The 23,997-nt window shown below is 60.1% G+C and carries 24 protein-coding genes; 17 read left to right on the forward strand and 7 right to left on the reverse strand.

The features are described from left to right. The first annotated feature begins 243 nt into the window (after positions 1–243). Entirely contained in the window at positions 244–1,980 is a 1,737-nt protein-coding gene (ligD, locus tag GYH35_RS13675) for a DNA ligase D (RefSeq protein ID WP_202624309.1), read from the forward strand. Between the two features lie 60 nt (positions 1,981–2,040). On the opposite strand, the gene GYH35_RS13680 is transcribed toward ligD, so the two are convergent. Next, entirely contained in the window at positions 2,041–2,298 is a 258-nt protein-coding gene (locus GYH35_RS13680) for a helix-turn-helix domain-containing protein (RefSeq protein WP_161828725.1), read from the reverse strand. 902 nt (positions 2,299–3,200) lie between these two features. Here GYH35_RS13680 and GYH35_RS35435 point away from each other — a divergent pair. Together GYH35_RS35435 and GYH35_RS13690 are read left to right on the forward strand one after the other, a co-directional pair. Further along, a complete protein-coding gene (locus GYH35_RS35435; protein WP_161828726.1) occupies positions 3,201–3,584 on the forward strand; it encodes a helix-turn-helix transcriptional regulator in 384 nt (127 codons plus the stop codon). A 38-nt stretch (positions 3,585–3,622) separates the two neighbouring features. Next, positions 3,623–4,039: a hypothetical protein gene (locus GYH35_RS13690; protein WP_161828727.1), complete on the forward strand. Its 417-nt coding sequence runs from the start codon at positions 3,623–3,625 to the stop codon at positions 4,037–4,039. 28 nt (positions 4,040–4,067) lie between these two features. Here GYH35_RS13690 and GYH35_RS13695 read toward each other — a convergent pair whose 3' ends face one another. Together GYH35_RS13695 and GYH35_RS35440 are read right to left on the reverse strand one after the other, a co-directional pair. Beyond that, a complete protein-coding gene (locus GYH35_RS13695) occupies positions 4,068–4,694 on the reverse strand; it encodes a hypothetical protein (RefSeq protein WP_161828728.1) in 627 nt (208 codons plus the stop codon). Between the two features lie 33 nt (positions 4,695–4,727). Continuing rightward, a complete protein-coding gene (locus GYH35_RS35440; RefSeq protein ID WP_407700205.1) occupies positions 4,728–5,105 on the reverse strand; it encodes a helix-turn-helix transcriptional regulator in 378 nt (125 codons plus the stop codon). A gap of 377 nt (positions 5,106–5,482) precedes the next feature. On the opposite strand from GYH35_RS35440, the gene GYH35_RS13705 reads away from it, so the two are divergent. Further along, the gene (locus tag GYH35_RS13705; protein ID WP_161828730.1) at positions 5,483–5,815 is read left to right on the forward strand and encodes a hypothetical protein; all 333 of its coding nucleotides are present in this window, start codon (positions 5,483–5,485) and stop codon (positions 5,813–5,815) included. Positions 5,816–5,955: 140 nt separating this feature from the next. On the opposite strand, the gene GYH35_RS13710 is transcribed toward GYH35_RS13705, so the two are convergent. Beyond that, the gene (locus GYH35_RS13710; protein ID WP_161828731.1) at positions 5,956–6,531 is read right to left on the reverse strand and encodes a hypothetical protein; all 576 of its coding nucleotides are present in this window, start codon (positions 6,529–6,531) and stop codon (positions 5,956–5,958) included. Positions 6,532–6,623: 92 nt separating this feature from the next. Between GYH35_RS13710 and GYH35_RS13715 the strand changes: the two genes are divergently transcribed. Continuing rightward, positions 6,624–7,490: a hypothetical protein gene (locus GYH35_RS13715; RefSeq protein ID WP_161828732.1), complete on the forward strand. Its 867-nt coding sequence runs from the start codon at positions 6,624–6,626 to the stop codon at positions 7,488–7,490. Further along, positions 7,487–9,388: a HAMP domain-containing protein gene (locus tag GYH35_RS13720; protein ID WP_161828733.1), complete on the forward strand. Its 1,902-nt coding sequence runs from the start codon at positions 7,487–7,489 to the stop codon at positions 9,386–9,388. The genes GYH35_RS13715 and GYH35_RS13720 overlap by 4 nt, the downstream gene beginning before the upstream one ends. On the opposite strand, the gene GYH35_RS13725 is transcribed toward GYH35_RS13720, so the two are convergent. From GYH35_RS13725 to GYH35_RS13735, 3 genes are all read right to left on the reverse strand, one after another. Next, the gene (locus GYH35_RS13725) at positions 9,385–10,092 is read right to left on the reverse strand and encodes a phytochelatin synthase family protein (protein WP_161828734.1); all 708 of its coding nucleotides are present in this window, start codon (positions 10,090–10,092) and stop codon (positions 9,385–9,387) included. The genes GYH35_RS13720 and GYH35_RS13725 overlap by 4 nt on opposite strands. An 11-nt stretch (positions 10,093–10,103) precedes the next feature. Further along, on the reverse strand, positions 10,104–12,197 hold the full coding sequence (locus tag GYH35_RS13730; protein ID WP_161828735.1) for a TonB-dependent receptor plug domain-containing protein: 2,094 nt from the start codon (positions 12,195–12,197) through the stop codon (positions 10,104–10,106). 338 nt (positions 12,198–12,535) lie between these two features. After that, a complete protein-coding gene (locus tag GYH35_RS13735) occupies positions 12,536–12,817 on the reverse strand; it encodes a DUF4175 domain-containing protein (protein WP_161828736.1) in 282 nt (93 codons plus the stop codon). Positions 12,818–13,039: 222 nt separating this feature from the next. Here GYH35_RS13735 and GYH35_RS13740 point away from each other — a divergent pair, with 222 nt between their 5' ends. From GYH35_RS13740 to GYH35_RS13790, 11 genes are all read left to right on the forward strand, one after another. Beyond that, on the forward strand, positions 13,040–13,354 hold the full coding sequence (locus GYH35_RS13740) for a TrbC/VirB2 family protein (RefSeq protein ID WP_161828737.1): 315 nt from the start codon (positions 13,040–13,042) through the stop codon (positions 13,352–13,354). A 10-nt stretch (positions 13,355–13,364) separates the two neighbouring features. Beyond that, entirely contained in the window at positions 13,365–13,727 is a 363-nt protein-coding gene (locus GYH35_RS13745) for a type IV secretion system protein VirB3 (protein WP_161828738.1), read from the forward strand. Positions 13,728–13,736: 9 nt separating this feature from the next. Then, positions 13,737–16,184 (forward strand): VirB4 family type IV secretion/conjugal transfer ATPase, encoded by a 2,448-nt coding sequence (locus GYH35_RS13750; protein ID WP_161828739.1) that lies wholly within the window; start codon positions 13,737–13,739, stop codon positions 16,182–16,184. 20 nt (positions 16,185–16,204) lie between these two features. Further along, a complete protein-coding gene (locus GYH35_RS13755; protein WP_161828740.1) occupies positions 16,205–16,915 on the forward strand; it encodes a type IV secretion system protein in 711 nt (236 codons plus the stop codon). Between the two features lie 26 nt (positions 16,916–16,941). Next, positions 16,942–17,967, forward strand: a complete 1,026-nt coding sequence (locus tag GYH35_RS13760; protein ID WP_161828741.1) for a type IV secretion system protein — start codon at positions 16,942–16,944, stop codon at positions 17,965–17,967. Positions 17,968–17,988: 21 nt separating this feature from the next. Further along, the gene (locus GYH35_RS13765; protein ID WP_161828742.1) at positions 17,989–18,150 is read left to right on the forward strand and encodes a hypothetical protein; all 162 of its coding nucleotides are present in this window, start codon (positions 17,989–17,991) and stop codon (positions 18,148–18,150) included. Beyond that, positions 18,147–18,872 carry a virB8 family protein gene (locus GYH35_RS13770; RefSeq protein WP_161828743.1) on the forward strand — a complete coding sequence of 242 codons (726 nt, stop codon included), beginning with the start codon at positions 18,147–18,149 and terminating at the stop codon, positions 18,870–18,872. The genes GYH35_RS13765 and GYH35_RS13770 overlap by 4 nt, the downstream gene beginning before the upstream one ends. Before the next feature lie 74 nt (positions 18,873–18,946). Next, positions 18,947–19,702 (forward strand): TrbG/VirB9 family P-type conjugative transfer protein, encoded by a 756-nt coding sequence (locus GYH35_RS13775; RefSeq protein WP_161828744.1) that lies wholly within the window; start codon positions 18,947–18,949, stop codon positions 19,700–19,702. A gap of 323 nt (positions 19,703–20,025) precedes the next feature. Beyond that, positions 20,026–21,000: a type IV secretion system protein VirB10 gene (gene virB10, locus GYH35_RS13780; protein ID WP_161828745.1), complete on the forward strand. Its 975-nt coding sequence runs from the start codon at positions 20,026–20,028 to the stop codon at positions 20,998–21,000. Continuing rightward, the gene (gene virB11, locus GYH35_RS13785; RefSeq protein WP_161828746.1) at positions 20,978–22,060 is read left to right on the forward strand and encodes a P-type DNA transfer ATPase VirB11; all 1,083 of its coding nucleotides are present in this window, start codon (positions 20,978–20,980) and stop codon (positions 22,058–22,060) included. Before virB10 ends, virB11 begins: the two co-directional genes overlap by 23 nt. Beyond that, on the forward strand, positions 22,020–23,996 hold the full coding sequence (locus GYH35_RS13790) for a type IV secretory system conjugative DNA transfer family protein (protein WP_161828747.1): 1,977 nt from the start codon (positions 22,020–22,022) through the stop codon (positions 23,994–23,996). The genes virB11 and GYH35_RS13790 overlap by 41 nt, the downstream gene beginning before the upstream one ends. Position 23,997: the final 1 nt, after the last annotated feature.

The raw sequence follows: 23,997 nt of genomic DNA on the forward strand, positions 1-23,997 counted from the left end.
GAATGACCGCGGTTACTTCCGCGCCAGAGTCCGCGATCGACTGTAGTACTGAGTTCAGATTCACAGGGGCACCTGTAAACCGCAACTCTGCGGAGCGTCGTCGGTTCCGTGCACGATGCTAACGCCGCTCGCGGTAGGAACCGTCCAGGAGATCCCGTCGTTTTTGCAGTAAATCCACTGACTTTGCCCTTCATGCCGTCCCGTCCTCGAAAGACCACTACGACCGGCGCGAGACGCTCGCCAATGCCGGGATTCGTTGAGCCATGCAATCCGAAGATCGGATCTCCTCCGCAAAAAGGAGAGTGGGCTCACGAGATCAAGTTCGATGGATATCGAGCCCAGCCGCACATTGCCGGCGGGCGTGCGACCATATTCACCAGGCGTGGCTTCGACTGGACGGAGCGGTTCCTAGCTGTTGCGCGCGCCCTTGGCCGGCTGAACGTTAGGAACGCCATTCTCGATGGCGAGATCGTTGTCCCAGATGACAACGGTGTTCCCGACTTTCACCTTCTCGAGGCAGATCTCGCCGACGGGCGTGATGATCGAATGATCTTCTACGCTTTCGACCTTCTCTATCACGATGGATGGGATATACGCGATGCTACATTGAGGGATCGGCGCGCTGCGCTTGCTGAGGTTGTCGGGGCCGCCTCGGAGCACATCCGTCTCAGTGAGAATTTACATCCTGAGCGCTCCACGATGATCGAGCTTGCCTGTCGAATGAATCTGGAAGGCATCGTAAGCAAGAGACTTGATGCTCCATACCGATCGGGAGAACAGGATTCATGGCTGAAGCAGAAGTGCAAACAGTCTGGAGACTTTCCGATCATCGCCTTCGTGGAGAAGCTGGGCGCGAAGCCACGCCGAATCGCATCTCTCTATCTGGGGCGCTTGGTTGACGGCAAGCTGCTGTACGCTGGCAAGGCGCAAACGGGTTTCAAAACCCATGATCTTTACAGGCTCCGCGAGCGACTTGATCCTCACATCATCGCCTCATCTCCGTTGTCCGAGCCGATCAAGAAACCGAAGGCAACGTGGGTAGACCCGGTTGTGACAGCGGAAGTCGAGTACAGCGCCTTCACATCGGGCGGGCGCCTGCGCGAGCCGGTATTCAAAGGATTGCGTGATGATCTCGCTGGCGCCCCTCCGGTTAAGGTGAGGCGTGAGCGACGCGCCAGCAGTTCAGCGAGCGTTCCAAAAGAAAACATACTGCAGCTATTGCCTGATGCTGATCCTGCAAGCCGGGAGGAGCTCGTCGCCTACTGGAAGCGCGTCCATCAGCGCGCGTTGCCCTATCTCTCCCGTCGGCCGCTGAAACTCGTGAGGCATGTGCAGGGCACTACCTTCTATCACAAGGGCCCATTGCCGCCGATCCCTGAAGGTGTGCACCAGCTAAACGTCCAGAAGCGTTCGGGCGGCGAGGGCACGAGGCTATGGGTCGAAGATCTGAGAGGCTTGATCGGGCTCGTACAGATCGGTGCGGTTGAGCTGCATCCATGGAATGCTCTGGTCGATGATATTGAGAAAGCCGACACCTTGGTTTTTGACTTAGACCCCAGTGAAGGTATCAGCTGGAGCTTCGTAATCGATGCCGCTCTGACGTTGCGCGAACTTTTGGAGCAAGAGGGGTTCGAGAGCTGGCCGAAACTAACGGGCGGGAAAGGCATCCATTTGATGGTTCCATTGGCTGAAACCATGACGCATGACGCTGCTCACCGTCGCAGTAGGCTCATCGCCGAACGTCTAACAGAAACTGATCCGGATCGCTTTACAGTCTCAGCCGCATTCGCTCAGCGCTCTAAGCGACTCTTCGTGGACTACCTTCGCAACGGCCGGGGAACAACAGCCGTGGGTACGTTTTCGCCCCGCGCAAGGCTTGGCCATCCGATCGCGGCACCGGTGAGTTGGAAAGATATCGAGTCTGGCATCCGACCCGACGCATTTACGATGCAGCAGTTGCCTCCTCGCGTGCGGCGGTAGGGCCGTGGCTAGCTCAATCGTGAAGGACTCGGCGCATTCCCGACACGATCGTACGGGCAATTATTTCTCGTCGACTTCCCGCAGGGCTTCGCGGAAGAGCTGGACAGCTTTCATGTTCATCGCGTCGGCGATGGCAATGATCAGAGCGCCTTCAAGCCCGCGGCTGTGACTCTCAAGCTTGGACATCAGGTTCTTTGGCGCGCCCATTGCCAGCGACACCTGTTCTCTCGTCATACCTTTGCGCTCGCGGACGCGAGCGATCCCATCGATAAGCCTCGCTTCGTCCTCGGCCAGTTTCTCCTGGAAATCCTTGGTCATTCGTCAGTCCATGGATGGCTGTTGATATTTTGTTTGCAAAGCTCAAACCGGTTCGGCATGATCAAGCTTCCCAAATTGGGAAGTTAGAGCTTCCCAATCTAGGAAGCCGGGCGGCGTCCGTCGGTGGTGGAACACCGCAGGACGCCTGACCACATACCCAACCTGTCACGAGGTTGTGCACATGGCTGCTCGTCAGTTTAGCCGACGCGCGCGTCACGCGCGCGCACGCTTCGCGCGGAGCGTACCAGGTACGAGTTCCCTCCCAGGCCGGGGCCGCGGCCCGAATGCCTGGTTTCTTCAGCCTGCAGGGGCCGGCCAGTCCAAGGCCATCGAGGGTTGGGGCGCTGCCGCGGCTGGCTCCAGGCGTTCGGCCTGCCGCTCTGGCGGATGAGGGGCGGCAATGCCTCGCCGCCGCCCCGCCAAAAGGGTGCTTCCGACTCAGTCTCAGCCGTCGATTCCGACGGTCTTGGACCGCGTACGCGCCCAGTTGCAGGAAGCAGGTGCGACAGCTCGTGATACCGCGACATCGATCCATGCGTCCTACGATTTTCCGCCCGACAGACCGAATCTAGGCTGCTGTTGCGAGCTCGTGGCCGAGATGCTCAATAGCGTCGCTTCGAAACTGGTAGTCGCGGCGGTGCTGCACCTCCGTTCACCGGATGTGGGTGTTGCTCTGGAGGAGCAGCGTAGGCGCTTGCGCCGGGTGCAAGCAGTGCTGAGCGCCATGACGTATTTCCTTCGCAGAACGCCTCGGGCGACGGCGCCTCACCTATTGGTCGTGTACAGCCTCGCGGCAGATTGTGATTCGGCGCTGACCGCGCTTGACCCCGCTGCCCTGGGACTCCCGGCTTCGAGGCCCCCCGGTTGATTTCTTTAACCGTCAATGTGGCGGTATCGGCGCCATGATCCACGCCGAGTCCCGGGCGTACTTCAAAGCTCTCGGCGCTCGTATCTGCCAGCTACGAAAGGCGCGTGGGTTTACTCAGGCGGAGTTGGCGCGCGCCATCCGCGTTTCGCAACAGGCTGTCTTCGCTTATGAGCTGGGCGAGCGGCGAGTATCGGTTCTTGTTCTAGCGAAGATCGCGCGTGTGTTCTCTGTTTCGGTCGAGGAGTTGGTCGGCATCGCTCCACCAACGCGCGCAGCCAAGTCGCGACTGTCGCCGCGGGCTATCCGCAATGCCGAACGGCTGCAGGCACTTTCGAAAACGCAGCAGAGGTTCGTCGTCCGAATCATAGACACGCTAGAGCAGTCAGGAAGGCGGTCAGCATCGCCGCCCTCTTGCTGACATAGGCGTGAACAGATGGGCAGAAGAGGACATAGCATATGAACGACCAACAGGCTCTCAAAATCGTTTCTGCGCTCGCGAACGGTCTCGATCCGACGAATAACGAGCCGATGGAGTTGCCGCCGGTTCTCCAAGAACTGGACGTGATACGCGCGCTGTATGTTGCGCTTCGTGCGCTCGAGTCAACTTCTCGATCAAGGACTCGTGCTAACCGACGGAGCATGCCGGGCAATGCAGGCAAGCCATGGAGCGAAGAGGAGGACTGCAAGCTATTGGAGAGATTCGACGCCGGACAGACCGTCGCGCAGCTGGCACAGGCACATGACCGAACTCCCGCTGGGATTCAGGCCCGACTGGAGCGACACGGCCGCGTACAGGGACAAGGGCTGCAATGGCGAGGTCGTGCCGGCGCTGCACTGGCGGGCGCAACTCGTGCCGAGCGTTCAGAGTCATGAGCGTTCCGAGCTAGCGCGTCCGCAGGTCTCACGACGAGCCGACCCCGGCTTGAGCGTGTTGTCGCGGCTTCTGGCTGAGGGTTCTTTTGCCTGCAACGGACTCAGTCTGGTCCCGCTCCGTACGCGAGCAGAACGCGCATTCCGATCGACCGTGCGACAGCCGATCTGACAAGATCACGCCGCCGCACGAGCGGCAGCTCGCAAGTTCGATCTGCTCACCGCGTGCTAACTCATTCAAGACCAGTAAGCCCTGCTCAAGGGTAATCTTGGCGGGAGGGATCTCCACGCGGAACCAGGCATAGGCGTCGCAAAGTAGTTCGCCTCGATCCAGGTTTGGCAAGTCGCGCTCAGGCTGACTGACTCTTTCTGTGGGCAATAAATCCAGAGACCGACACAGCGCTGCGAATATCGCGGCCTCAAGTCGCAGCCGGGTCGAGTCAAGGATAATCTCGAGGCGGTAAGGTGATACGCCGCGTCGACGCTTTACCGCCCCATGGTCCTGCGTGGCATAGCTCCTATAAAGGGCGCGAATTCTATGGGGTGCGAGCTGCGTCCAATTGGAAATCGTTCGTGTCCGGACTTCATACTGGATCAGGCGCCAGGCGAGATCGAGGCGCCTGCGATGCTGCATGTAACGATCATCAATGATTCGCATGGCGTTCGTAGTCCCGTCCTTACCTCAGGATGTTTATCCCGAATCCTTGGGCTCATCCGCCAACCACCTTTCGATGTCTGACCGCCGCCAGCCCTTGGAGGAGTGTTGCCGCGGGAACGTGCCGGCACGCATTCGGCGATAGATTGTTGAGCGATGGCATCCTGTGATTTGCAGGACTTGTCGCGTCTTCAGCACCTGGTCCGATGCCAAGGTCGCGTCCGAAGTCCTCGATGCTCGAGGGACTGGGTGCGTCGTAGATGGTGAGGGTGAGCGCAGTGGAGTCGGTGGCCCAATGGGTAACGGTAGCTGCCGAGAAGGCTCGGTGCACGCCGGGACGGATGAGCGCCGAAAAGGCTTCCTGCGCGAACGCATGGCATCTCGACCGATTCCTTTAGGTATCTCAGCTTGCATAGTGTGCTAGCGCGATAACAAGCGATGAATTTGACGTGTTTGTGTAGAAACAGCTGATCGGGTCGCGTCTTGCATTATCTCCTACGCCCATTAGTAACCAATTCCTGAAGAAACAACTGCAGACCACGCGTTGATACGGTTGCGAAGTCGTCATTCTGTGGGGAGCGCGCCATATGTATTAGACGCAACCAGACGGCTGGTCGATCATGCCATCGAGGACCCACGCAACCGTTGCGAACCCGCTCCTGCGCAATCCGTCGAATGTCGGATAATGTGACCCGCGCCATGAACGAAGTGGTTGCGGAGTCCATCGCGAATACGAGGCGTGCTGCGATCAAATCGCTGCGAACTAAATGCCACGAAAATAGGAGGGCAGCATGCGCGAGATGGTGCAGCCGGGTCTGCGGCGTCATGAGAGAGAACATCAGCTCTCCCTGGATGGGGCCGTCTGGCGCGCTATCGCAGCCAGCACAGTCAGGTACCTCTCGCAGGCCCACATCAATGAGGGAGAAGGGACATCGAGCCAGGCTCTCGCGTTGGTTGGCTTCGAGCTGCATCAGTTCGTTGCCCAGCATTCGCCATCCGGACCAAGTTCGATCGAGCACCGGCGTGGCGGCGACGTCCATCAGCAGCGCTATCGTTTGCCTATTGATGTCGAACAGCGAGGCAAACGATTGTGGATGACGCGAACCATCGCGCCCGTTTGCTGATGGGGCAGGGAGATTCGATTCCGTGTAAGGGTCAGCACCCATTCGCGCCTCCGCATCCCTGGCAAAGACGAAGTCCGATTACGTTCGCCACGCAGCGGATCGTGGACACCTTGAGGAGCGCTGCATTCAGCGCCACATCGTCAGGGTGATCGATTAAGCGCGCGGCCAGTTTCCAGCATGCCGGCCAGAACCTCGCGAGTTGTAGGGTCGAGGCGCGGTTGGCCATCACCAGCGTTGCTGGAGCCGATCCGTGCCCGCACAGTTCGCAAAATTACTTGGCGCACGTCGCGCGGCAATTCGCTGAACTCCACGCCTTGGCGCCGAGCAAACTCCGCGACTTCGAGGTAGAGCTCGACCACTCCCAGCGTGTCGTCATCGCCAAAGGGGTGGGGGACGGCGTCGCCTGCGAGCAGCCAAGCGATCACTGCACGGGCATCTAAACGGGTGGGTATATCACGGAGCAAATGTTCAACAATGCGCGTGAGATCCGCATGAGTCTGCGGAATTCGATCGCTCAAACACCAATGCTTTGCGGTATTGAGTACGACCTGAAATCGCTTCGCGACGGCGCCAGGGCGATTCGACTTCGGGAATCCCGCACGATCCAGCAGCACGTTGAACCGGCTCGAGAAACCATCGACAACATTCGGTTGCGCCACCGACTCAGGAGCGCGCGCGGTGGTCGAAGAGCGTCTCGGTGGCGTGCGCAGTGCCATTTAGAATACCGGTATCTGTCAATTATAATGACAGCTGCTTTGACTTATAGTTCTGCCTCTGGCCACTTGTCAATGCGGTGACGGAACCACGAATGGCTGCGCGTATGGAAACGCTTTTGCGCTACTTCCGATGTGCGCTCTTATGCGTCTCGGTGCTCGTGCCCGCAATTTCGATGGCGCAGATCGAGATAGATCCCGGACCTGAACCTACGGAGCAGGGCGCCGCACTAACCGAACTGATTGGTCAGACCCTCGAGATGCATCCGGAGTGGAGCACTCTCGATGTGCGTGTCACGATCGGTCCAGCGGCCTTACGACGGGCACTGAATCGCGGCGATGGAAAGCCGGTGATCGCTTCATATCTCACAAGTACGGATTTCCGAAGAATCATTGATGTAGCGGGCCGCACAATCCGTGTGACTGCGGTGTTTTCTAATCCGGATCCACAAGATCAGTTCACACTCGCGCGTGCTGTGCTCGGAGAAAATGCGCTCATTGGGGTGTTTGACACCCCAAGTGCAAACGCTCTGCTTCGTCCTCCAATTCACGACACGATCCGTGCTCTGAAGTTTCGCACAGGGGACGATATCGACGGGGTGTTGAGGCAAGCGGGTTCGCTGAATGCCATCCTGGTGTTGCCAGACGGGGTGCTGACTCGGGACAACATCAATCATGCGGTCCGCACGCTCTACGGGCGCCGAGTGGTCCTCATCGGACATTCGGAAATGCTTTCTCGTGTCGGCAGCCTCGCCTCGGTCTACATCTCTCCGGAGAATATCGCGGCTGCGGTGGCTGATGTGGTGTCTCAGTACGCGGCTACCCAAGAGCTCATGGCCCCCGTGTTCGTAGAGGAGGTAGATGTCGCGGTAAATCCGCGCCTGGCGCGTTCGCTGAATCTCACCCTGCCATCGACGTCGATACTAGTGCGCACTGTGCGTGAAGGCAGGCGGCGCCGATGATCCGCACCATTCGACAACGGATCTATGGGCTTGCGCTGCTTCCGCTTGCGGTGCTCGCGATGACATTGCTCGTTCTCAACGGCTTCGCTCGGGTGGAGCAAGCTCGCAACGAACTTCGTAGCGGTCAGCGGATGATTGTTGAGCTTCTGCGGGCGCGCGCCGCCGAGGCTCTGATCGTCGGAAATATCCTGGCCTTCGATGAGGTGACAAACGAGTTGCTGCGAAACTCCAGTTCCATCGCTTGTGTCGTGCTGAGAGATGTTGACGAACGAATCGTCAGCCGCCACGGAAAGTGTGCTACGGCAATCTCCTCCGCGGACTGGTTCACGGTTCGAACGCTCGGCGAGGGGTTGTCCGACTTTGAGGTCGCGGCAGAGGCGACTCTTGGTCACATTGCTATTTCCATGAATGATAAATCTGTTCAAGAGAAGCGTCAGCAGATCGGAGTTCAAATTACGATCAGCCTGCTACTCATTGCCCTCGTCGTTGGCGTCATGCAGCGAATACTGCGCAGCCGCCTGATCGAACCAATAGAGCAGATTCATCTCGGAATGGGTGCTTTGCGTGAAGGTGTGTATCACACGCGCATCCCGGTGCGCGGCGACGACGAATTGTCACGCCTAAGTCATTCCATCAACTCGACGATCGAGCGGATCTCGGCGTATACCCGAGAGCTCGAACGCCGACGTGATGATGCCAACCGCGCCCTCCAAGAGGCGGATGACGAAGGGTTAGCACGCGATGCGCTTGTCCACTGGCTGACGGAAGATCTGGAGGGGCCGCTCCATGCTATGCAGGGTGAACTGACGGCCGTAGCGGTCGCAAACAACGATCCGTCACTGAAGGCGCGAATCCGACGAGCGCTGGCGCTGCTGCAAGATGCGCGCTCGAGTTTGACCGAGTTGATGCAGGTCGCAGCAGTGCGTCGGCTCCGGGCTTCGCCACCCGTTGCTCTAACCGATCTCTGGCTGGATTTTCAGCAAGATGTTCGTCAGTACGCCGGGGCCCCTGAAGCGCACATTGCTCTGACTATGACCGGACCGGATGTGGGCGCCGACTGCCCGACGGAGCCATTTCTGGAGATTGATAGCGTACGGCTGCGTAAGGCGCTGATGCATCTGATTCAATCGATGGAACGGCACTGCTTGGAACACGCTGTTCAGGTAACCGCTCAGTTCGTGCCGGTGGCGGAGGATCAGTTGCATGTGGTGTTCACGCTCAAGGCCTCCTACGGTCCGTCGCATGATTCTGCAGTAGATGGATGGTTTGAGCGCGTGGGCGGCGCCGGGTTTGGGCGGATTCCGCCTACCCAGCTGCGCTGGACCGATCGTGATGCTCGAGTGCTGGAATATCTGCTGCGATCGATTGGAGTCGCGCCCACCTATACGGTGTCTGACTCCGGCAGTGTCAGCGTTGTTGTCGAGCTGACGTGTCGGTTCAAGCGAGGACCCTCGACCTCGAGCGCGACGCTGTCGCATGAAGCGAGTCACGGCTCCGTCTTAGCCGGTATCGTAACGGATGATCTCGACCTCGGACGCCTCACGGCGCGAGGCGATCTTGCGCACGTCGAATTCAGGATGATCTCAGTCGGCCAGGCGCTGGCCGATCTGTCCGCATTGAGCGTGCACGACGTGCTGCTGATCGATGTCAGCAGCGATATCTCCGACGCTTTCGCATTGATCCATCGTTTGCGGTCACAGGCGATTGCACCGCCGCCGCTGATAGCGCTTTGCCCAGCGGGTCATGTGACTACTCAATTGGGAGCGAAGCTGATGGATGCCGGCTTCGCTGGAATCGTGCAGAAGCCTGTTCAGTATAGCCGCGTCATCGAAGTAATCGAGGCAGCGCTCCGGGTGACAAGGCGTTCCGGTTCGGTCAAATCTCAGCTCTTGCGCTAGTGTGACGCATCCGGCGCGCGAGCGCCCTTAACGAACAACACTCCGCGGTACTCAGCGCCGTCGAGTGTGCGGGTCGCTTCGTACAACTCTTGCGTCGGGACCCAGGTCCACGGATACCGATAAGCTGCCTGATCTAAAACCAGAAAGGCGTCACGGTTCGAGTCGTAACCACCCGCGGCCGATATGTGGCCAGCGCCAGCCTGATTCAGAACACGCCGATCGTAGTTGATGATGACGTAGTCGCCGGCGTGTGCCAGGTTCTGCCTGAGACGTTTGCGAAAGCTATCCACTGTGAACTCATCACCTCGAACGAGCTCAGTGTGCAAGCCATTGGCTCGAGCCAGACTGGCGAGGTCCGATAGCGACATGCCGCCATAGAATGTTCGCAAACCAGCAATGGCGGAATCGAATAGGCCCCACTCGGTAGCTGAAACGTCGCCATCCGCGCGCAGCACCGTCGCAAGCGTGGCTGGACCGCAAAACGATCGATGTGGCTGTGGTTGGAAAGCAGCAATCAGCGATGCAAGATCGGCGCCCTCAGCAGAGGCGGCACTAATCGAGGCTTCCTCCTTGGTTACGCGCTCAAGCGGGCTGACCAACGGCTCTTGAGTGCGATAGGGGAACGCGATCCAGGCGCTTCCAGAGGCGAAAGTGACGACGAACACGCACGCGATGGCTGCGGGGAATTTACTCCAGCGACGCACGGCGCTCTCTCCTAGAACGTTAGCTCCACATACGCGAAAAGCTGCCCGCGGCGTTCAAAGTATCCCTCATCCGACAGGTACAGTGAGGCGTCGCGAATTCCGTGGGCTTCGCGAGCATAGTATTGAAGAATCAGCTGCGAGCGCCACTGCCATCCCTTGAATGCGCGTTGGTGGGCATACACCAGGTCGTATCGACCATATGAAAGGCCCGAGATCGCGCTGTTGCCATAGTAAGCGGCGGAAATCTGATGGGCCGGGGTGGGTTGGTAGGTCAGTGCAAGCGAGCCTGCGTGCCGGCCATGTAGCCCTTGTTCGAAGGCGGTACGGGCGGTCGTGTCCAGATAAGAGTACTGCCCACTGATTCGCCAACGCTCACTCGCGCGCACCCCGATCTCTGTTTCCACCCCGCGTAGAGTGAATGCTGTGCTGTTGAAAGGAGGTGACGAGAAGTGAATGACATCCGCTTCGACCGGATTCGACAGATGTTCGGTGAAGGCCTTGATATCCAGCGTCAGAGTCGAGTTGCGGAAGGAGCCGAAGTAGCCAAGGGCGTGCGCTTCAATTCGCTCGGGCCTGAGGCGACGCTCCATGCTCACGTTTGGTAAGGGAAGGCTGAATGTGTAGCTCGCCAGCGGCTCGTTGCGGCGGCCAAAGTGAAATGCTCCGGCCCAGTCAGCCTCGGTTTCAACGAGCGAGGGGATTCGAAAGCTACGGGCGTAGGAGTAACGTATGATTTGCTCAGGCCGGAACTGCCAATTGAGCGCCCCACGCCACGCGAGCTGCGTGTCTGCAATGTTGGACGCACGCTGTGCCATCAATCCTGCGCTTGCATGCACAGGACCAATCGGTCGAGCGATCTCACCGAACAGTCGGTAAGAGCGGAGTTGTGCATCGACGCCTGCCAGGTACTGCTCGCTGGATGCGTCGCTCAGCCCTGCTGAGGTGCCGAGCGCGTATCTCCATGGGCCGCTGTTGGACTCGTACTCAACTTCGATCTCGCTGCGTTCCGATTCGACGCCGAGATCGGTGAAGAAGCAGGTATCTGCTAGGGACGCACCGAGCAGGGTTGGCACGAAGAGCGTCGGTGCGAGCAATCCTGCCAGTTGTGCCGGATCGGTGGCGAATGCCATTGCGCCTGCAATTGCATCGGGCGTGTAGCATCCATGTTGCCGCACAGACTCGGTTTGGCGATTGTGACTGATCATCAAGTCGATCCGCGTCGCTTCGACGGACTCATGCTGATAGGCGAGTCCGATGAACCGGCCATCATTGCGCTGCTGGCCTGTGAAGCGCAGCGGTCTGAATCCCGTTTGATGTCGACTATCGTAGCCACTCGCGTCCAGTCGGAGGTGACCGCTGCTTCCTACGTCACGAGATACTGCGATCCGTGCCTGGTCGATGTCCTTGCCATCCTGTCGCGGCGTGCGATCGGAATCGAGATAGTCATAGCCGCCGTCGCGCTCGGTGCCCGCCGACAAGGCGACTGCGTAAGGACCCAGCTGCTCATTGACTCCGAGGCCGATGCGTCGCCGGGCGTTGTCACCACCTCCACCCCGCAGCGACAGCCCGCGGGGATCGTCACGGCCGAGCGTTTCGAAGTTGATACTTGCGAGGAAGGCGTTCTCACCGAAGGCGGCTGCGTTGGGGCCTCGCGTGATGGTGATGCGACGGATGTCCTCCAACTGAATCGGTAGGCGATCGAACTCGATGTACTGACCGTCGGCCACCAGTATTGTGTGACCGTCGATCGTAATGCGCATGCGGCGATTTTGCCGCGCGGTAGTGCCGTGGTAAGACACGCGCGACTCGTCACCCGTCTTGACAATGCGGAAGCCGGGAACAGAGCGAAAGATCTCTGAGATTTCCAGATAACCAATCCGCCAAATGTCTTCCTGCGTAATGACTGTGACGGCCTCAGGAATATCCCATTCCGAGTAGTCCAGTCGTGTTGCATGGATTGCCGGCGCGAGTGCTGGCCCGCTCGAAAGGTCGTTTTGATCGAGTGAGGACTGTGCGATCGTGAACGGGCTGCTTGTCAGCAACGCGAAGCATAGAGCGGATTGGCGTGTTCGAAAATCCGTATCAATAGAGCGCCTGTTCCACATGGCTCTCCCTCTGTCCTGAGACGTAAATTCGCCTGCACCTCACTGTGCGAGAAGGATTGCATTATAAATGACGGGTTCATTACATCGGTAATTTCCGACGCATTCCGTTCAGGATGGACAACACAACGCCGCGCGCTTGAGTGTTCGATGTTAGTCGTTGTGTCACTAACTGATGTTTGAGCAACGCGGGAGTGTGGTCTCGCTGAACGACGGTCCGTCGCGAGCGCGCCGCAGCCACTCTATGGGGTGGAGGAACCGCGTTCTACTACGAAATGACGATCAGACAGCGTCGGCAAAGTGAGGGCGATGATTCGTCAGTTGTCGCGGTTGGTTCCCGCTCACCTCGGACGGAACAGCCGCATGAGCAGGTAGTACACCGCCAGTAACACGCCAAAACCTAGCGCAGTCGCGAGCAGCGTCCAGAACGGGGCGTCCGGCAGCGCGAGCTTCACGCCGATCGCCGTGAGAACCCCGAGTACGGTCAGCGCGCTCAGGAAGAAGCCCACGAAGGGCTCCAGTATCACCAGCACGGTATAGATCGGAACAGACATCGCTCGCCACGCGAGCTTCAGGCTGGTGAGAAATATTTGCAGGGGGCGGCTGTGCGGTTCGGAGATCATCGCTCACGCTCCTCTGTCGAGATGTGCGCATCCCTGTCGCAACCTGTTGCGTCCTGTCGCAGGGTGTCGCATGGCCGGTGAATCGCTCCTGAACCATACCTCTATCAGGAATGTTTTTAAACAAACACGACAATTTCGTCGCTCACGGCGCGGGCTGATGCGGTGATTTGATTCTGTCCCACGAGGCGGCCGCCGGTCGCCCGGATGCAGTGGAGGCAGACCGTGACGACCCAATCCGATGTTGCTGCGCCAAGTATCATTTGGTTGCACACGGTGGCGTTCGGTTGCGTGCTGTTGCTCGCGACACCGCTGGTCTGGGCGCAGGCATCGCCGTTCCACGTCGGGGCACAGAGTCTCGTCACAGACATTGTCGCCATCGCTACGCCTATCGCAATCATTCTCGTGATGGTCCTTGGCATCGTCGCGGCGACCGGTCGAATCTCTTGGGGCTGGCCCATCGGTGTTCTGATCGGCATTGCTGTCATCTTCGGCGCGCCCCAATTCGTCGCCTGGATTCGTGGCCTCTTTGGTGTCTGAGGATCACGTCATGAGCGAACGAAACGCTGGCCTCACTTTGGACCCACTGTTCGTCGGTGCGACCCGCCCGCCGATGCGATGGGGTGTGACGTACCTCGCGCTGCTGGGCGAGATGGTAATCACGATGGAAGTGTTCCTGTTGAGCAAGAACCTGCTCACGTTGCTACTTGCTATCCCACTGCACGGTGTAGCCGCGCTCCTATGTCAACGCGATGTCAGGTTCTTTGATCTCGCGGCACTGTGGCTGAGGACTCGCGTGCCGGCACTTGTCGGAACGATGCGGTATTGGCGCGGCACGAGTTATAGCCCGCTGCTGCTGGATCTGCCAGATGGCGAGGGACGGCGGCGTCGAGTGCCGCACGTTCGGCTGTGAGGTGCATGTATGCGTGACTTGCTCTCCGTGGCACGGGCGAAACGAGAAACCGGACTAGCCGATCGCATTCCGTACTCCGCCCATGTCGCGCCCAACGTAGTGCGCACCGTAGGCGGCGACTACGTGCAAACGATGCGTCTGCATGGTGCAAGCTTCGCGACCGCCGATGATGAAGATCTCAACGTTCGCCACGAACGGCTGAACGTGTTGTGGCGAACGATCGCCAGCCCCCACCTGGCTGTCTGGACGCATGTCATTCGGCGCGCAGTTAGCGTCGAGCCTCAGGGCGACTTCTCGCCCGGTTTCGCCGCACAGTTGCTCGATGCGTATCGACAGCGTGTGCGCGACCGGCTGATGTGCAATGAGCTGTATGTCTCGCTCGTGTATCGACCGGCGCCAGGACGCACCACTGGATTGGCTGCGCGGCTGCTCACTCGCACCGATCCCAACGGAGCGGCACTTGAGCTTCTGGACTCGCTTGAGCAGTGCGCGCAGTTGAGACAGACAATGACCGAGCACTTGCAAGCCTACGATCCTGAAACGCTCGGAGTGGTGGAGCGCGAAGGACGGCCATTCTCGACGCTGCTCGAGTTCTTCACGCAGCTGCTCGATACGGAACCACGGGTGGTCGCTCTACCGCGCGCACCGTTGAGCGAGGTGCTCGGTGCCACGCGTCCCATCTTCGGTGCTGAGGCGATCGAGTACCGAATGGCCGCCGCTACGCGCGTGGCTGGCATGCTGGGAATCCGCGAGTACGGCACTCCTACGACTCCGGGCATGTTCAACGGACTGCTGGCGGCGCCATTCCCGTTCGTGATGACTCAGTCATTCACGTTTCTGAGTCGCGCCACCGCTCAGGGCCTGCTCGTTCGCCAGCACAACCAGATGCGAAACGCCGGTGACTACGCTGTCTCGCAGGCGGAGGCGTTGCATGTGGCGCTCGACGAACTCTCCGGCGGCGAGTGGGTGATGGGGGACCATCACTGGTCGTTGCAGGTATTGGCAGAGCTGACCGAGGACACCGCGGATCAGGATGTGGCGCGTCGGTTGAAGCCACTGAACGATCGGCTAGCAATGGCGACTGGTCTGCTCGTCGACACGCAGTTCGCCTTCGCTCGCGAAGATCTCGGGATGGAGGCAGCGTGGTGGTCGCAGTTACCAGGTTACTTCGCCATGCGCCCCCGAAAAGCGCCGGTGACCTCGCGTAACTTCGCGGCATTCGCTTCATTTGATAACTATCCGATCGGTCGGGCCACGGGCAATCACTGGGGCGAGGCCGCAGCTCTGCTGGTGACGCCCGTCCGTTCGCCATTTTATTTCTCCTTGCATGCGAGTGATCCGCGCGCCACGGATGGCGGGGCTCGTCGCGACGTTGGCCACACGCTCATTCTCGGGCCGACTGGCAGCGGTAAGACGGTGTGGATCGGGTTTCTGTTGACGATGCTGACCCGATTTCGCACGACGCAAATCGTAATCGACAAGGATTGCGGGCTTGAGATTCTCATTCGCGCGCTGGGCGGCCCGTATGCGCCGCTGCGCAATGGCATCGCCACTGGATTCAATCCTCTGCAGCTCGTGCCCACAGCGGGCAACGTGGATTTTCTGCGTCACTGGTTGCGCGTGCTCGTGAGGCGACCCGATCGACCGCTTTCGGCGCGCGAGGAGAACGAGCTCGATCAGGCGCTGCGCGGTGTGATGGCGCTCGATCCTCCAACACGCCGTCTATCGCGCGTGCTCGAGTACTTGGATGTGACGGATGCCGAAGGCATCTGTGCACGACTCGCGCCGTGGTGTGCCGATGGTGGTGGCGAGGATGCTTGGGTATTCGACAATCCTAATGATGTGTTTCTGCCAGGACTGGCGGAGCACGCGGTAATGGGGTTTGACATCACAGACTTCATCGAGCATGCGCGCGTGCGGACTCCGATCACCATGTATCTCTTCCACCTCGTACGCACCCTCGTCGGCTGCGGACGCGTGGTGTGTTGGGCGGACGAATTCTCCAGGCAACTGGATGACGAGGCATTCAGCGGCTTCGCTAAGGACGGCTTGCAGACTTTCCGCAAGCTCGATGCCGCATTGGTTGCGGCCGCGCAGAGCCCAAGCAATGTGATTGGTAGCCGCATCTCTCGGGTCATTCTCGAGCAGACCGCAACGAAGTTGTTTTTGCCTAATCCCGATGCCACGCGTGAGGACTACATCGATGGATGTAGCTTGACGGAGCGCGAATTCTCGCTGGTCAAGCTCGAGCTGAGGCCTGGCAGCTGCCTTATCAAGCAGGGTCATCACAGCGTTGTGTGCACGCTCGATCTGCGGGGATGTTCGGATGAACTCGCCGTTTTGTCCGGACGCGCCGGCACTGGGGCGCTTATGCGGGAACTGATCGAGCGCCATGGTTCTGCGCCGGAGACGTGGCTGCCAGTGTTTCTTGCGGAGTATCGGTCCATCGGGGCCTGAACATTTACCGGGGAGGCTATATGCGATCGCTTTTGAGTCGGTTTATCGCAATAGGGGCATTGTCGCTTGTGACGGTATCCGCAGCCCATGCGCAATGGGCTGTGGTTGACGTGGGAGCGATCGCCCAGTTGGTGCAGCAGCTGCAGACCTTGCAGCAGCAGCTCGACACGGCCCGTAACCAGTTGGAGGCCCAACGCTCCCATTACAGGGCCATCACCGGCTCCCGAGGCATGCAACTGCTATTGCGTGGAGTCAATCGGAACTATCTGCCGCAGGACTGGGCGGCGTTGGTCGCCGCCGCGCAAGGAGCTCAGGGCGCTTACAGTGCCCTAGCGGCAGAAGTGAACGCAGCGACACGGGCGAATGCTGTGCTGTCAGCGGCCCAGCTTGCCGCTCTGTCCCCGGCGGAGCGCGCAGATATCGAGGCCACGCGACGCACGACGGCCATGATGCAAGGGCTGGCGCGCCAAGCGCTGCAGGCGACGAGTAACCGATTCGCGAGCATCGAACAGCTTATCGATGCCATCTCCAGTGCGGGTGATGAGAAAGCCGTGCTGGATCTTCAGGCGCGTATCGGCGCCGAGACAGCGATGCTCGCCAATGAGCAAAGCAAGCTCGAAGTGCTGCGCCAGGCCGCGCAGGCGGAATCCGAGGCGCAGCGGCAACGTCTGCTCGAGCGTGCCATCACCGACATTGGCTCGCTGCGGCAGTTGCCACCCCTGCAGTTCTAGTTCTCGCACGCGCAAGGAGTGCCGCCGTGGGATTCTTCGCTCAGTTCTATGGTTGGTTGAACGACATACTGCTCGACTACATCGCGCAGATGGTCGTCCGAGTCGCCACTGCGTTGGAGCCCGCGGTAGCCACGGTGGCCGTGCTCTACGTCATGATCTGGGGCTTTCTTCACCTCACCGGCAGAATCGAGGAGCCTCTGACTGAAGGCTTGAAACGCATCGGCATGCTGGCGCTGATACTCGGCCTGAGTATGCGCTTGTGGCTCTACCACGATGTCATCGTTGAAATGTTCTATCACGCACCGTCGGAGCTTGCCGCTGCCGTGGTGGGTGCGAATGATCCTGTTGGAATCGCCGACGACGTCATGTTTCAGGGAGCGGATGCGGCGCAGTCGTTGCTGGCGAAGGGCTCCATCTTTGGCGGGAACATCTCTTACTACGCCGCCGGAATCATTGTCTTCCTGCTGGTCGGCGTGACTGCAGTGTACACGATGTTTCTTCTCGCGTTATCGCATGTCGCGCTGGCCGTGCTGTTAAGCCTCGGCCCGCTGTTCTTGGTAATGGCGCTGTTCAATGCAACGCGACGATTCCTGGAGTCGTGGCTTGCGCAGCTCGCGAACTACGCGCTGATCGCGTTGCTCACTGTAATGATTGCTGCGTTCATGCTCACGATGCTGATTGCTACCACGCGTCAGGTCGCCGCGGTCGGCACGGGGATCCAGATTGTCGATGCGGTCCGGGTAGGGCTCGCCTCCGGGTTGACGCTGCTCATCATGCGCCAGGTGATGCCGATGGCGGCGGGGCTCGCGAGCGGCATCGCGCTTTCAAGCTTTGGCGTGATGAGTGCGGCCATCGCCTGGGGTATGGGTCACGCCTCCAATTCGTTCCGGCAATTCACGCGAGGTGCACTGCTGGACCAGGAAACCACGCGTTGGGATTCGTTGTCTCGCAAGGCCGGGTTCCATGCGCGCAGCGCGATGCTGGGCGGAGGCCGCCGGGTGTCACGAGCGCTGACGGGTCAAAACGCCGTGAGCCCGTCAGCACGGCGCTGATCCAAAGAGAAGGAGCAAGACATGAAAGCATGGATGTTACTGGCGGTGGTGGTAGTGCTCGCTGGCTGTGCAAGTAAGCGGGCCGTACCGGTGGACTGCGATCGACGCCTGTCGCCGATCAATCTCCCGGCAACGATAGAAGATCCGGTGACGGGTGAGCCGAAGGTGCCGGAGCAATCATGAGCACCGATCCGTCGTTGGCCAGTTACTTCGCTGAGGCACAGAGCTGGGATCGCGATCGTGCGCGCGAGTTCGAACGGCGAGCACGCACTGCCTGGATTGTGGCCGGCGTCAGCATCGTGTGTCTGTTGGCCAGCGTGATTGCGTTGATGCTGTTGATGCCACTGAAGTCGGTCGAACCATTCCTCGTGCGTGTGGATTCGCGCACCGGCATCGTCGATGTCGTTCCGCCGTACGACGGGAGTGGCACGTTGAGCGAGACGATCACTCGATATCTACTCACTCACTACGTCACTGTCTGCGAGCGCTTCTCCTGGTCGACGGCCGAGAGTGACTACGAAGAGTGTGCTGCATTCCACGCCGCGCAACGCAACCAGGTGTGGGCGGCGGACTGGGCGACCGCGAATCCGGCTTCACCCCTGAATGTCTACAAGGACGGGTCGACAGTCCGCACAGACGTCCAGAGCGTTACATTCTTCACGCGCAGCAGTGGACTCTCTGATCTTGCACAGGTTCGATTCGCGAAGGCACTTCGTCGGGGCAACGGAGCGGACGAACAGCGCACGTACTGGATCGCGACCATTCAGTACGCGTATACCAAACCGGCCTCGGATCCGAACGTACGGCGCTGGAATCCACTGGGTCTCCGCATTATCGACTATCGCGCCGAAGCTGAATCCGCCGGCGAGCGTACCGGAACGCGCGATTCAGTGGCAAAGGAGTGACCGCCATGTGGGGCCGGCTTACCTGCATCGGGTTGTGTTTCGTCAGCTGCGTAGTGCTCGCTGATGAATTGCCTATGCCAAGCAAGGATGCTTTGCGCTTGTCGGGCGTGGTCGATACCAGAGTGCGCTCCTTGCCGTACGTGGCCGATCAGGTGTATCGCCTGAATGGCGCGGTCGGCTATGCCCTTCACATAGAGCTCGAACCCGGCGAGCAGTATCGAGGTCTCGGAGCTGGAGATAGCGAGGCCATCGCGGTTGATGTTCAAGATCACCATCTGTTTCTTAAACCACGCGTCCCGTTCGTCGCAACGAATCTCATCCTAGTGACGGATCGGCGCCGATACCATTTTGAGTATCACGTCGAGTCTGAGCCCCTCGCTCGCGAGGTGGAACCGCCGCCGATGTATTCGTTGCGCTTCTCGTACCCAGCGGCACCGGAGTCAGATCGGTCGCGCGTGGAGCGGGCGTTTTCGGACTCAGCGCCTTCGCTTAGCCGAAGCGTGAATGTTGACTACTGGTACTGCGGCCATCCGGCTCTCAAGCCCGATGCGGTGACGGATGACGGTGTTCACACGCGCATTCGTTTTGGAACGCGCAGCGAAATCCCAGCGATGTTCGTGCGACACCAGGACGGCTCAGAGGCGCTGTTGAACTTCAGTCTCCAGGACGGCGAGGTGATCATCCATCGGCTTGCGCCACGACTCATTCTGCGGCGAGGACGCCTCGTCGGGTGCATCGTCAATCGAGGCTACGCGGGTAGCGGCGAGCGACTGCCCAACGGGACGATCTCACCCAACGTGGTGCGTGACGTCAGGCAGGTGCACCCATGAGCAGGTCATCGCATGACGACGTCAGTGGCGTAGTGGGTGAGATTGCGGGCAACGCAGGGTCCGAACCGCCGAGCGCTGAAGCGAAGGGTGATTTTTCGCAAGAGCGCGTCGAGTCGATATCCGGCGTTGCTGGGGAGCGTGGCATTCCCTCCGTCAACCGCGTCCGTTCGATGCAAAGTCGGGTGAGCAGCACGCTCGCCATCGGGCTGATGGCAGTCATAGGTGTCGGATTTCTAGCGTGGTACTACTCACATGCGCTCGGGCGTGGAGAGCGCACACAAGCAAGCGCCGAACGAGCCACACGTGAGCGCGCTCAGTCGGAGATGATTGTTCCTCCGCTCGGCCCAATTCACGCGCCGCGCGTTGTGCCGCTGGATGCGCCGGTGGAGGACAAGTCTGCATCCTGGATGAATAGAGCCCTCGGTGAGCCGCCACCATTGCCTGGTGTTGCACAAGCGCAGGATGTGCACGTCTTTGCGCCGGATGCCAGTGCCGGGTCCGCGGGCACACCTGCGAGCTCAGCGCACCAGGCGCCGGTCGATCGGCGGCTCACCGGCACTGTGTTCATTGGCATCAGCCAGGCCACCCGGGATGGCCGAGCAGCGCCCCCGTCGATATCCCGCGGTGAACTCGGTACTGAGCGCGATCTCGCCGCGGCGGCAGGTGCGTCGACGCTTGAAGGCTCGCTCACGCCAAGCGTGTTGCCAGCGAGTGAGGCGCGTGTGCTGCCGTCGCGGCACCTATTGCTGTCTAAGGGTACGCCGGTCGACTGCACGTTGATCACGGCGATCGACACCAGTCTCGCGGGTGTGACCACCTGTGTGACCGCGACCGACACGTTTGGCGCGGATGGCAGGGTCGTGCTGATAGAACGCGGCAGCACGCTCTTCGGCGAGACCCGTGGAGATGTTCGCCAAGGGAACGCTCGGGTGTTCGTGCTATGGACCGAAGCGCGTACGCCCAACGGAGTCGTCGTGCCACTCGAATCCCCCGGCACTGATGCGCTCGGACGTTCAGGACTACCGGGCCACGTGAACCGTCATTTCTTTGAGCGGTTCGGCGCCGCGATCTTGGTGTCCGTCATCGATGGCGTTGTACAAGCCGCATCGCAATCTCAACAGGGTGATGGCGCGGTCGTCGTTCAACCCTCGGCGTCCAGCGGTGTGCTCACCGAAGTGCTGCGCCAAACCATCGGTATCCCACCCACAGTACTCGTGCATCAAGGCGATCGAATCCAGGTCATGACGGCGCGAGATGTTGACTTCCGGAGGATCTATGAGCTTCGCCTCACGAGGTAGTGCTGTTGCCTTAGCTGATGTCGCCGCACCAGACACGCGGGGTGTGCGCGAAGCGCAGACTTCCCTCGCGATGACTCTGCGTCCGCTCGCGCCGTGGTTGTCGCGACCCGAGGTCACGGAGGTCTGCATCAACCGACCAGGGGAGTTGTTCGTCGAATCACAGTCCGGCTGGCAGCGCGAAGCGTTGCCCGTCGCAACGTTCGATTGGTGTTTGCGTCTGGCCAAGTTGATCGCGCATTCGACCCACCAACGCATCGCTGAGGATGCGCCGCTGCTATCAGCAACACTTCCTGGCGGAGAGCGCATTCAGATCGTCTTGCCGCCTGCTGCGTCGGCCGGGACTATCACGATGGCGATAAGGCGCCCGTCGCCGTGCACCTGGTCGCTCGAGGAACTCGCCGCTCAAGGTTTGTTTGGTCGCACCCGTCGTGCACGTGACGCGCTGGATGGTAGCGAGGAGACGCTTGTGCGTCTGCTGGCCGCTGGCGACTACGAACAGTTCTTGCGCCTCGCCGTGCATACCCGACGTAACATTATCGTCTCCGGAGCTACAGGCACCGGAAAAACCACGTTCACGCGAGCACTCATCTGCGACATCCCCGTCCACGAGCGGCTGATCACCATCGAGGACGCGGCCGAACTCACGCTCGATCGCCACCCGAATCACGTGAGATTGTTCTATTCGAAGGGCGGGCAGAGCGGCGCGTCGGTATCGCCCAAGCAGCTTCTCGAATGTTCGTTGCGCCTGCGGCCCGATCGCATTCTGCTCGCAGAGCTGCGCGCGGAGGAGGCCTGGGACTATCTGCGCTCGGTCGCTTCTGGTCATCCCGGTTCGATCACCAGCATCCACGCGTCGAGCGCAACACTCGCCTTCGAGCAACTGACATTGCTTGTCCAGCAGAGTCGCGCCGGTGCGGCGCTTGCGCCTGATGACATCCGGAAACTGCTCCATCAGTTGGTCGACGTCGTCGTGCAGTTCGGGCGCGACGGGCGGGATCGATACATCACGGAGGTGTGGTATGAGCCTGCACGCAAGCGCAGTCAGGACTACCGCGCATAAACGTCCGATCTCACGAGCGGCGTGGGTGCTCGCCTGTGGTACCGCTGCGGTGATCGTCGCGCAGTGGCTTGCGGGTTATCTCTTACTGTGGTCACTCGATGTTGCCGCGTTCAACGCAACGCCGCTGACTACATCTCGATATCTCTATTACTACGGCGATCGACCGCAGATACGTCGACGCGTGCTCGTCTGCTCGGTGTTGAGTTTCGGTGTGGTGGGCATCGCGGCAGTTGCGGCGGGCTGGCCGCAGCCCCGTCCACTGCACGGCGCTGCGCGATTCGAACATCGACGCGAAATCAAGCGCGCCGGGCTGCTCGGCGAGGAGGGGCTTCTGCTCGGCGAGATGCACGGTCGATATCTCGTCCTTCCGGGTCAGCAAGGCGTCGCGCTCGCCGCGCCGCCGAGGGCGGGTAAAGGTGTCGGCGTAGTGATTCCGAATCTCCTGAATTGGGCAGGTAGTGCGGTCTGCGTCGACATCAAGCGAGAGAACTGGACGATCACCGCCGGATACCGTGCAGCTCAAGGCTACGACTGCTTTTTATTTGATCCCTTGTCTGACTCTGGGTTTACCGCCGCTTGGAATCCATTGAGCTATGTGAGCCCGATTCCAGATCAGCGGGTCAACGATTTGCAGCGCATCGGCAGCATGCTCTATCCGGAAGTCCCTGGTACCGATCCGTTCTGGATTGCATCGGCGCGGTCGCTCTTTTTGGGCATCGGCTTGTATCTATTCGAGACGCCGTCCTTGCCAAAGACGGTGGGCGAGATTCTGCGGCAAGGCATGGCATCTGACGATGAAGGATTTGGTGCCCACTGGAAACGAATCGTCCAAGGCCGTAACAGCGGCCGCTATCCCTTGTCGCCGACGTGTGTGCGTGCGCTCTACGATGTGATCGATCTTGCGCCGGTGACCGCGAGCTCGATCCGGAAAACATTCACGAGCCGGCTCGATCTGTGGCTAAACCCAATTCTGGATCGAGCGACCGCGCGCAACGATTTTGATCTGCGTGACCTGCGACGCCGGCCCATGAGCATCTATGTCGCAGTCAATCCGGACGATTTACACCGGCTGCGTCCGGTGCTGTCGCTGTTCTTCGAGCAGGCAATCGGTTTGCAGACGCGTACTCTCCCGGAACACGACCCGACACTGAAGCTGCAGGTGATGATGCTGCTGGATGAATGTCCGGCGCTCGGCCGTATTCCGATTCTGTCAGAAGCCATCAGCTATGTGCCCGGTTACAACGTGCGAGTGCTGATGGTATTTCAGGCACCTTCGCAGCTGCGCGAGGTGTATGGACCCGAGAACAGCCGAACAATTCTAAAGAGTTTGGGTGCTCGCATCGCGTTTGCGGCAAGGGATTATGAGGATGCGAGGGAGATCTCAGAGGATCTTGGCGATACGACCGTGCGCGTGCGCTCGCGCTCGCTTCCACAGTTCGCTGGATGGGGTCTGTCATCGCGAGGTGCGACGATATCGGTGAGCGAACAGAAACGACCGCTGCTATTACCTCAGGAGGTGAAAGAGCTCGGCAGCCATGAGGAGATCGTGTTCTGCGAGGGGCTGCGGCCGATTCGCGCTCAAAAAATCTGCTATTGGTGCGATCCCCGCTTTATGGCTCGACTGTTGCCGGCCCCAACGTTGCCGCTACCCAGATCCTATAACTCGCAATCGTCCAGCGCGATGAACGGTCGTTCCCCGAATCTCCAGACAGAGAGTGTCCCCATGGAAGCATCCGTCGTCCTGCCTGCGGAAGGTGCCGCCACGAGTGCGCGGCCAGCAGCGGCCGCTGACCTCGACCGACTAGATGAACTCAAGCTGGAAGACTTCGCTTGTGACTTCTCGCAGGTGGAGTTCCCTACACATGATGGGCCTTGGAGCGACGCGGAGATGCAGACCGCCGTGGACAGCTTCATGGCCGCGCTCGAGACGAGGTGAG

It is taken from the genome of Steroidobacter agaridevorans, from assembly GCF_009932555.1.
Classification (GTDB): Bacteria; Pseudomonadota; Gammaproteobacteria; order Steroidobacterales; family Steroidobacteraceae; genus Steroidobacter; species Steroidobacter agaridevorans.

Coding starts and splice junctions, on each gene's coding strand:
- ligD (WP_202624309.1), top strand. CDS start 244: ATGCCGGGATTCGTTGAGCCATGCAATCCGAAGATCGGATCTCCTCCG.
- GYH35_RS13680 (WP_161828725.1), bottom strand. CDS start 2,298: ATGACCAAGGATTTCCAGGAGAAACTGGCCGAGGACGAAGCGAGGCTT.
- GYH35_RS35435 (WP_161828726.1), top strand. CDS start 3,201: ATGATCCACGCCGAGTCCCGGGCGTACTTCAAAGCTCTCGGCGCTCGT.
- GYH35_RS13690 (WP_161828727.1), top strand. CDS start 3,623: ATGAACGACCAACAGGCTCTCAAAATCGTTTCTGCGCTCGCGAACGGT.
- GYH35_RS13695 (WP_161828728.1), bottom strand. CDS start 4,694: ATGCGAATCATTGATGATCGTTACATGCAGCATCGCAGGCGCCTCGAT.
- GYH35_RS35440 (WP_407700205.1), bottom strand. CDS start 5,105: ATGCAAGCTGAGATACCTAAAGGAATCGGTCGAGATGCCATGCGTTCG.
- GYH35_RS13705 (WP_161828730.1), top strand. CDS start 5,483: ATGCGCGAGATGGTGCAGCCGGGTCTGCGGCGTCATGAGAGAGAACAT.
- GYH35_RS13710 (WP_161828731.1), bottom strand. CDS start 6,531: ATGGCACTGCGCACGCCACCGAGACGCTCTTCGACCACCGCGCGCGCT.
- GYH35_RS13715 (WP_161828732.1), top strand. CDS start 6,624: ATGGCTGCGCGTATGGAAACGCTTTTGCGCTACTTCCGATGTGCGCTC.
- GYH35_RS13720 (WP_161828733.1), top strand. CDS start 7,487: ATGATCCGCACCATTCGACAACGGATCTATGGGCTTGCGCTGCTTCCG.
- GYH35_RS13730 (WP_161828735.1), bottom strand. CDS start 12,197: ATGTGGAACAGGCGCTCTATTGATACGGATTTTCGAACACGCCAATCC.
- GYH35_RS13735 (WP_161828736.1), bottom strand. CDS start 12,817: ATGATCTCCGAACCGCACAGCCGCCCCCTGCAAATATTTCTCACCAGC.
- GYH35_RS13745 (WP_161828738.1), top strand. CDS start 13,365: ATGAGCGAACGAAACGCTGGCCTCACTTTGGACCCACTGTTCGTCGGT.
- GYH35_RS13750 (WP_161828739.1), top strand. CDS start 13,737: ATGCGTGACTTGCTCTCCGTGGCACGGGCGAAACGAGAAACCGGACTA.
- GYH35_RS13755 (WP_161828740.1), top strand. CDS start 16,205: ATGCGATCGCTTTTGAGTCGGTTTATCGCAATAGGGGCATTGTCGCTT.
- GYH35_RS13765 (WP_161828742.1), top strand. CDS start 17,989: ATGAAAGCATGGATGTTACTGGCGGTGGTGGTAGTGCTCGCTGGCTGT.
- GYH35_RS13770 (WP_161828743.1), top strand. CDS start 18,147: ATGAGCACCGATCCGTCGTTGGCCAGTTACTTCGCTGAGGCACAGAGC.
- GYH35_RS13775 (WP_161828744.1), top strand. CDS start 18,947: ATGCCAAGCAAGGATGCTTTGCGCTTGTCGGGCGTGGTCGATACCAGA.
- virB10 (WP_161828745.1), top strand. CDS start 20,026: ATGATTGTTCCTCCGCTCGGCCCAATTCACGCGCCGCGCGTTGTGCCG.
- virB11 (WP_161828746.1), top strand. CDS start 20,978: ATGAGCTTCGCCTCACGAGGTAGTGCTGTTGCCTTAGCTGATGTCGCC.
- GYH35_RS13790 (WP_161828747.1), top strand. CDS start 22,020: ATGAGCCTGCACGCAAGCGCAGTCAGGACTACCGCGCATAAACGTCCG.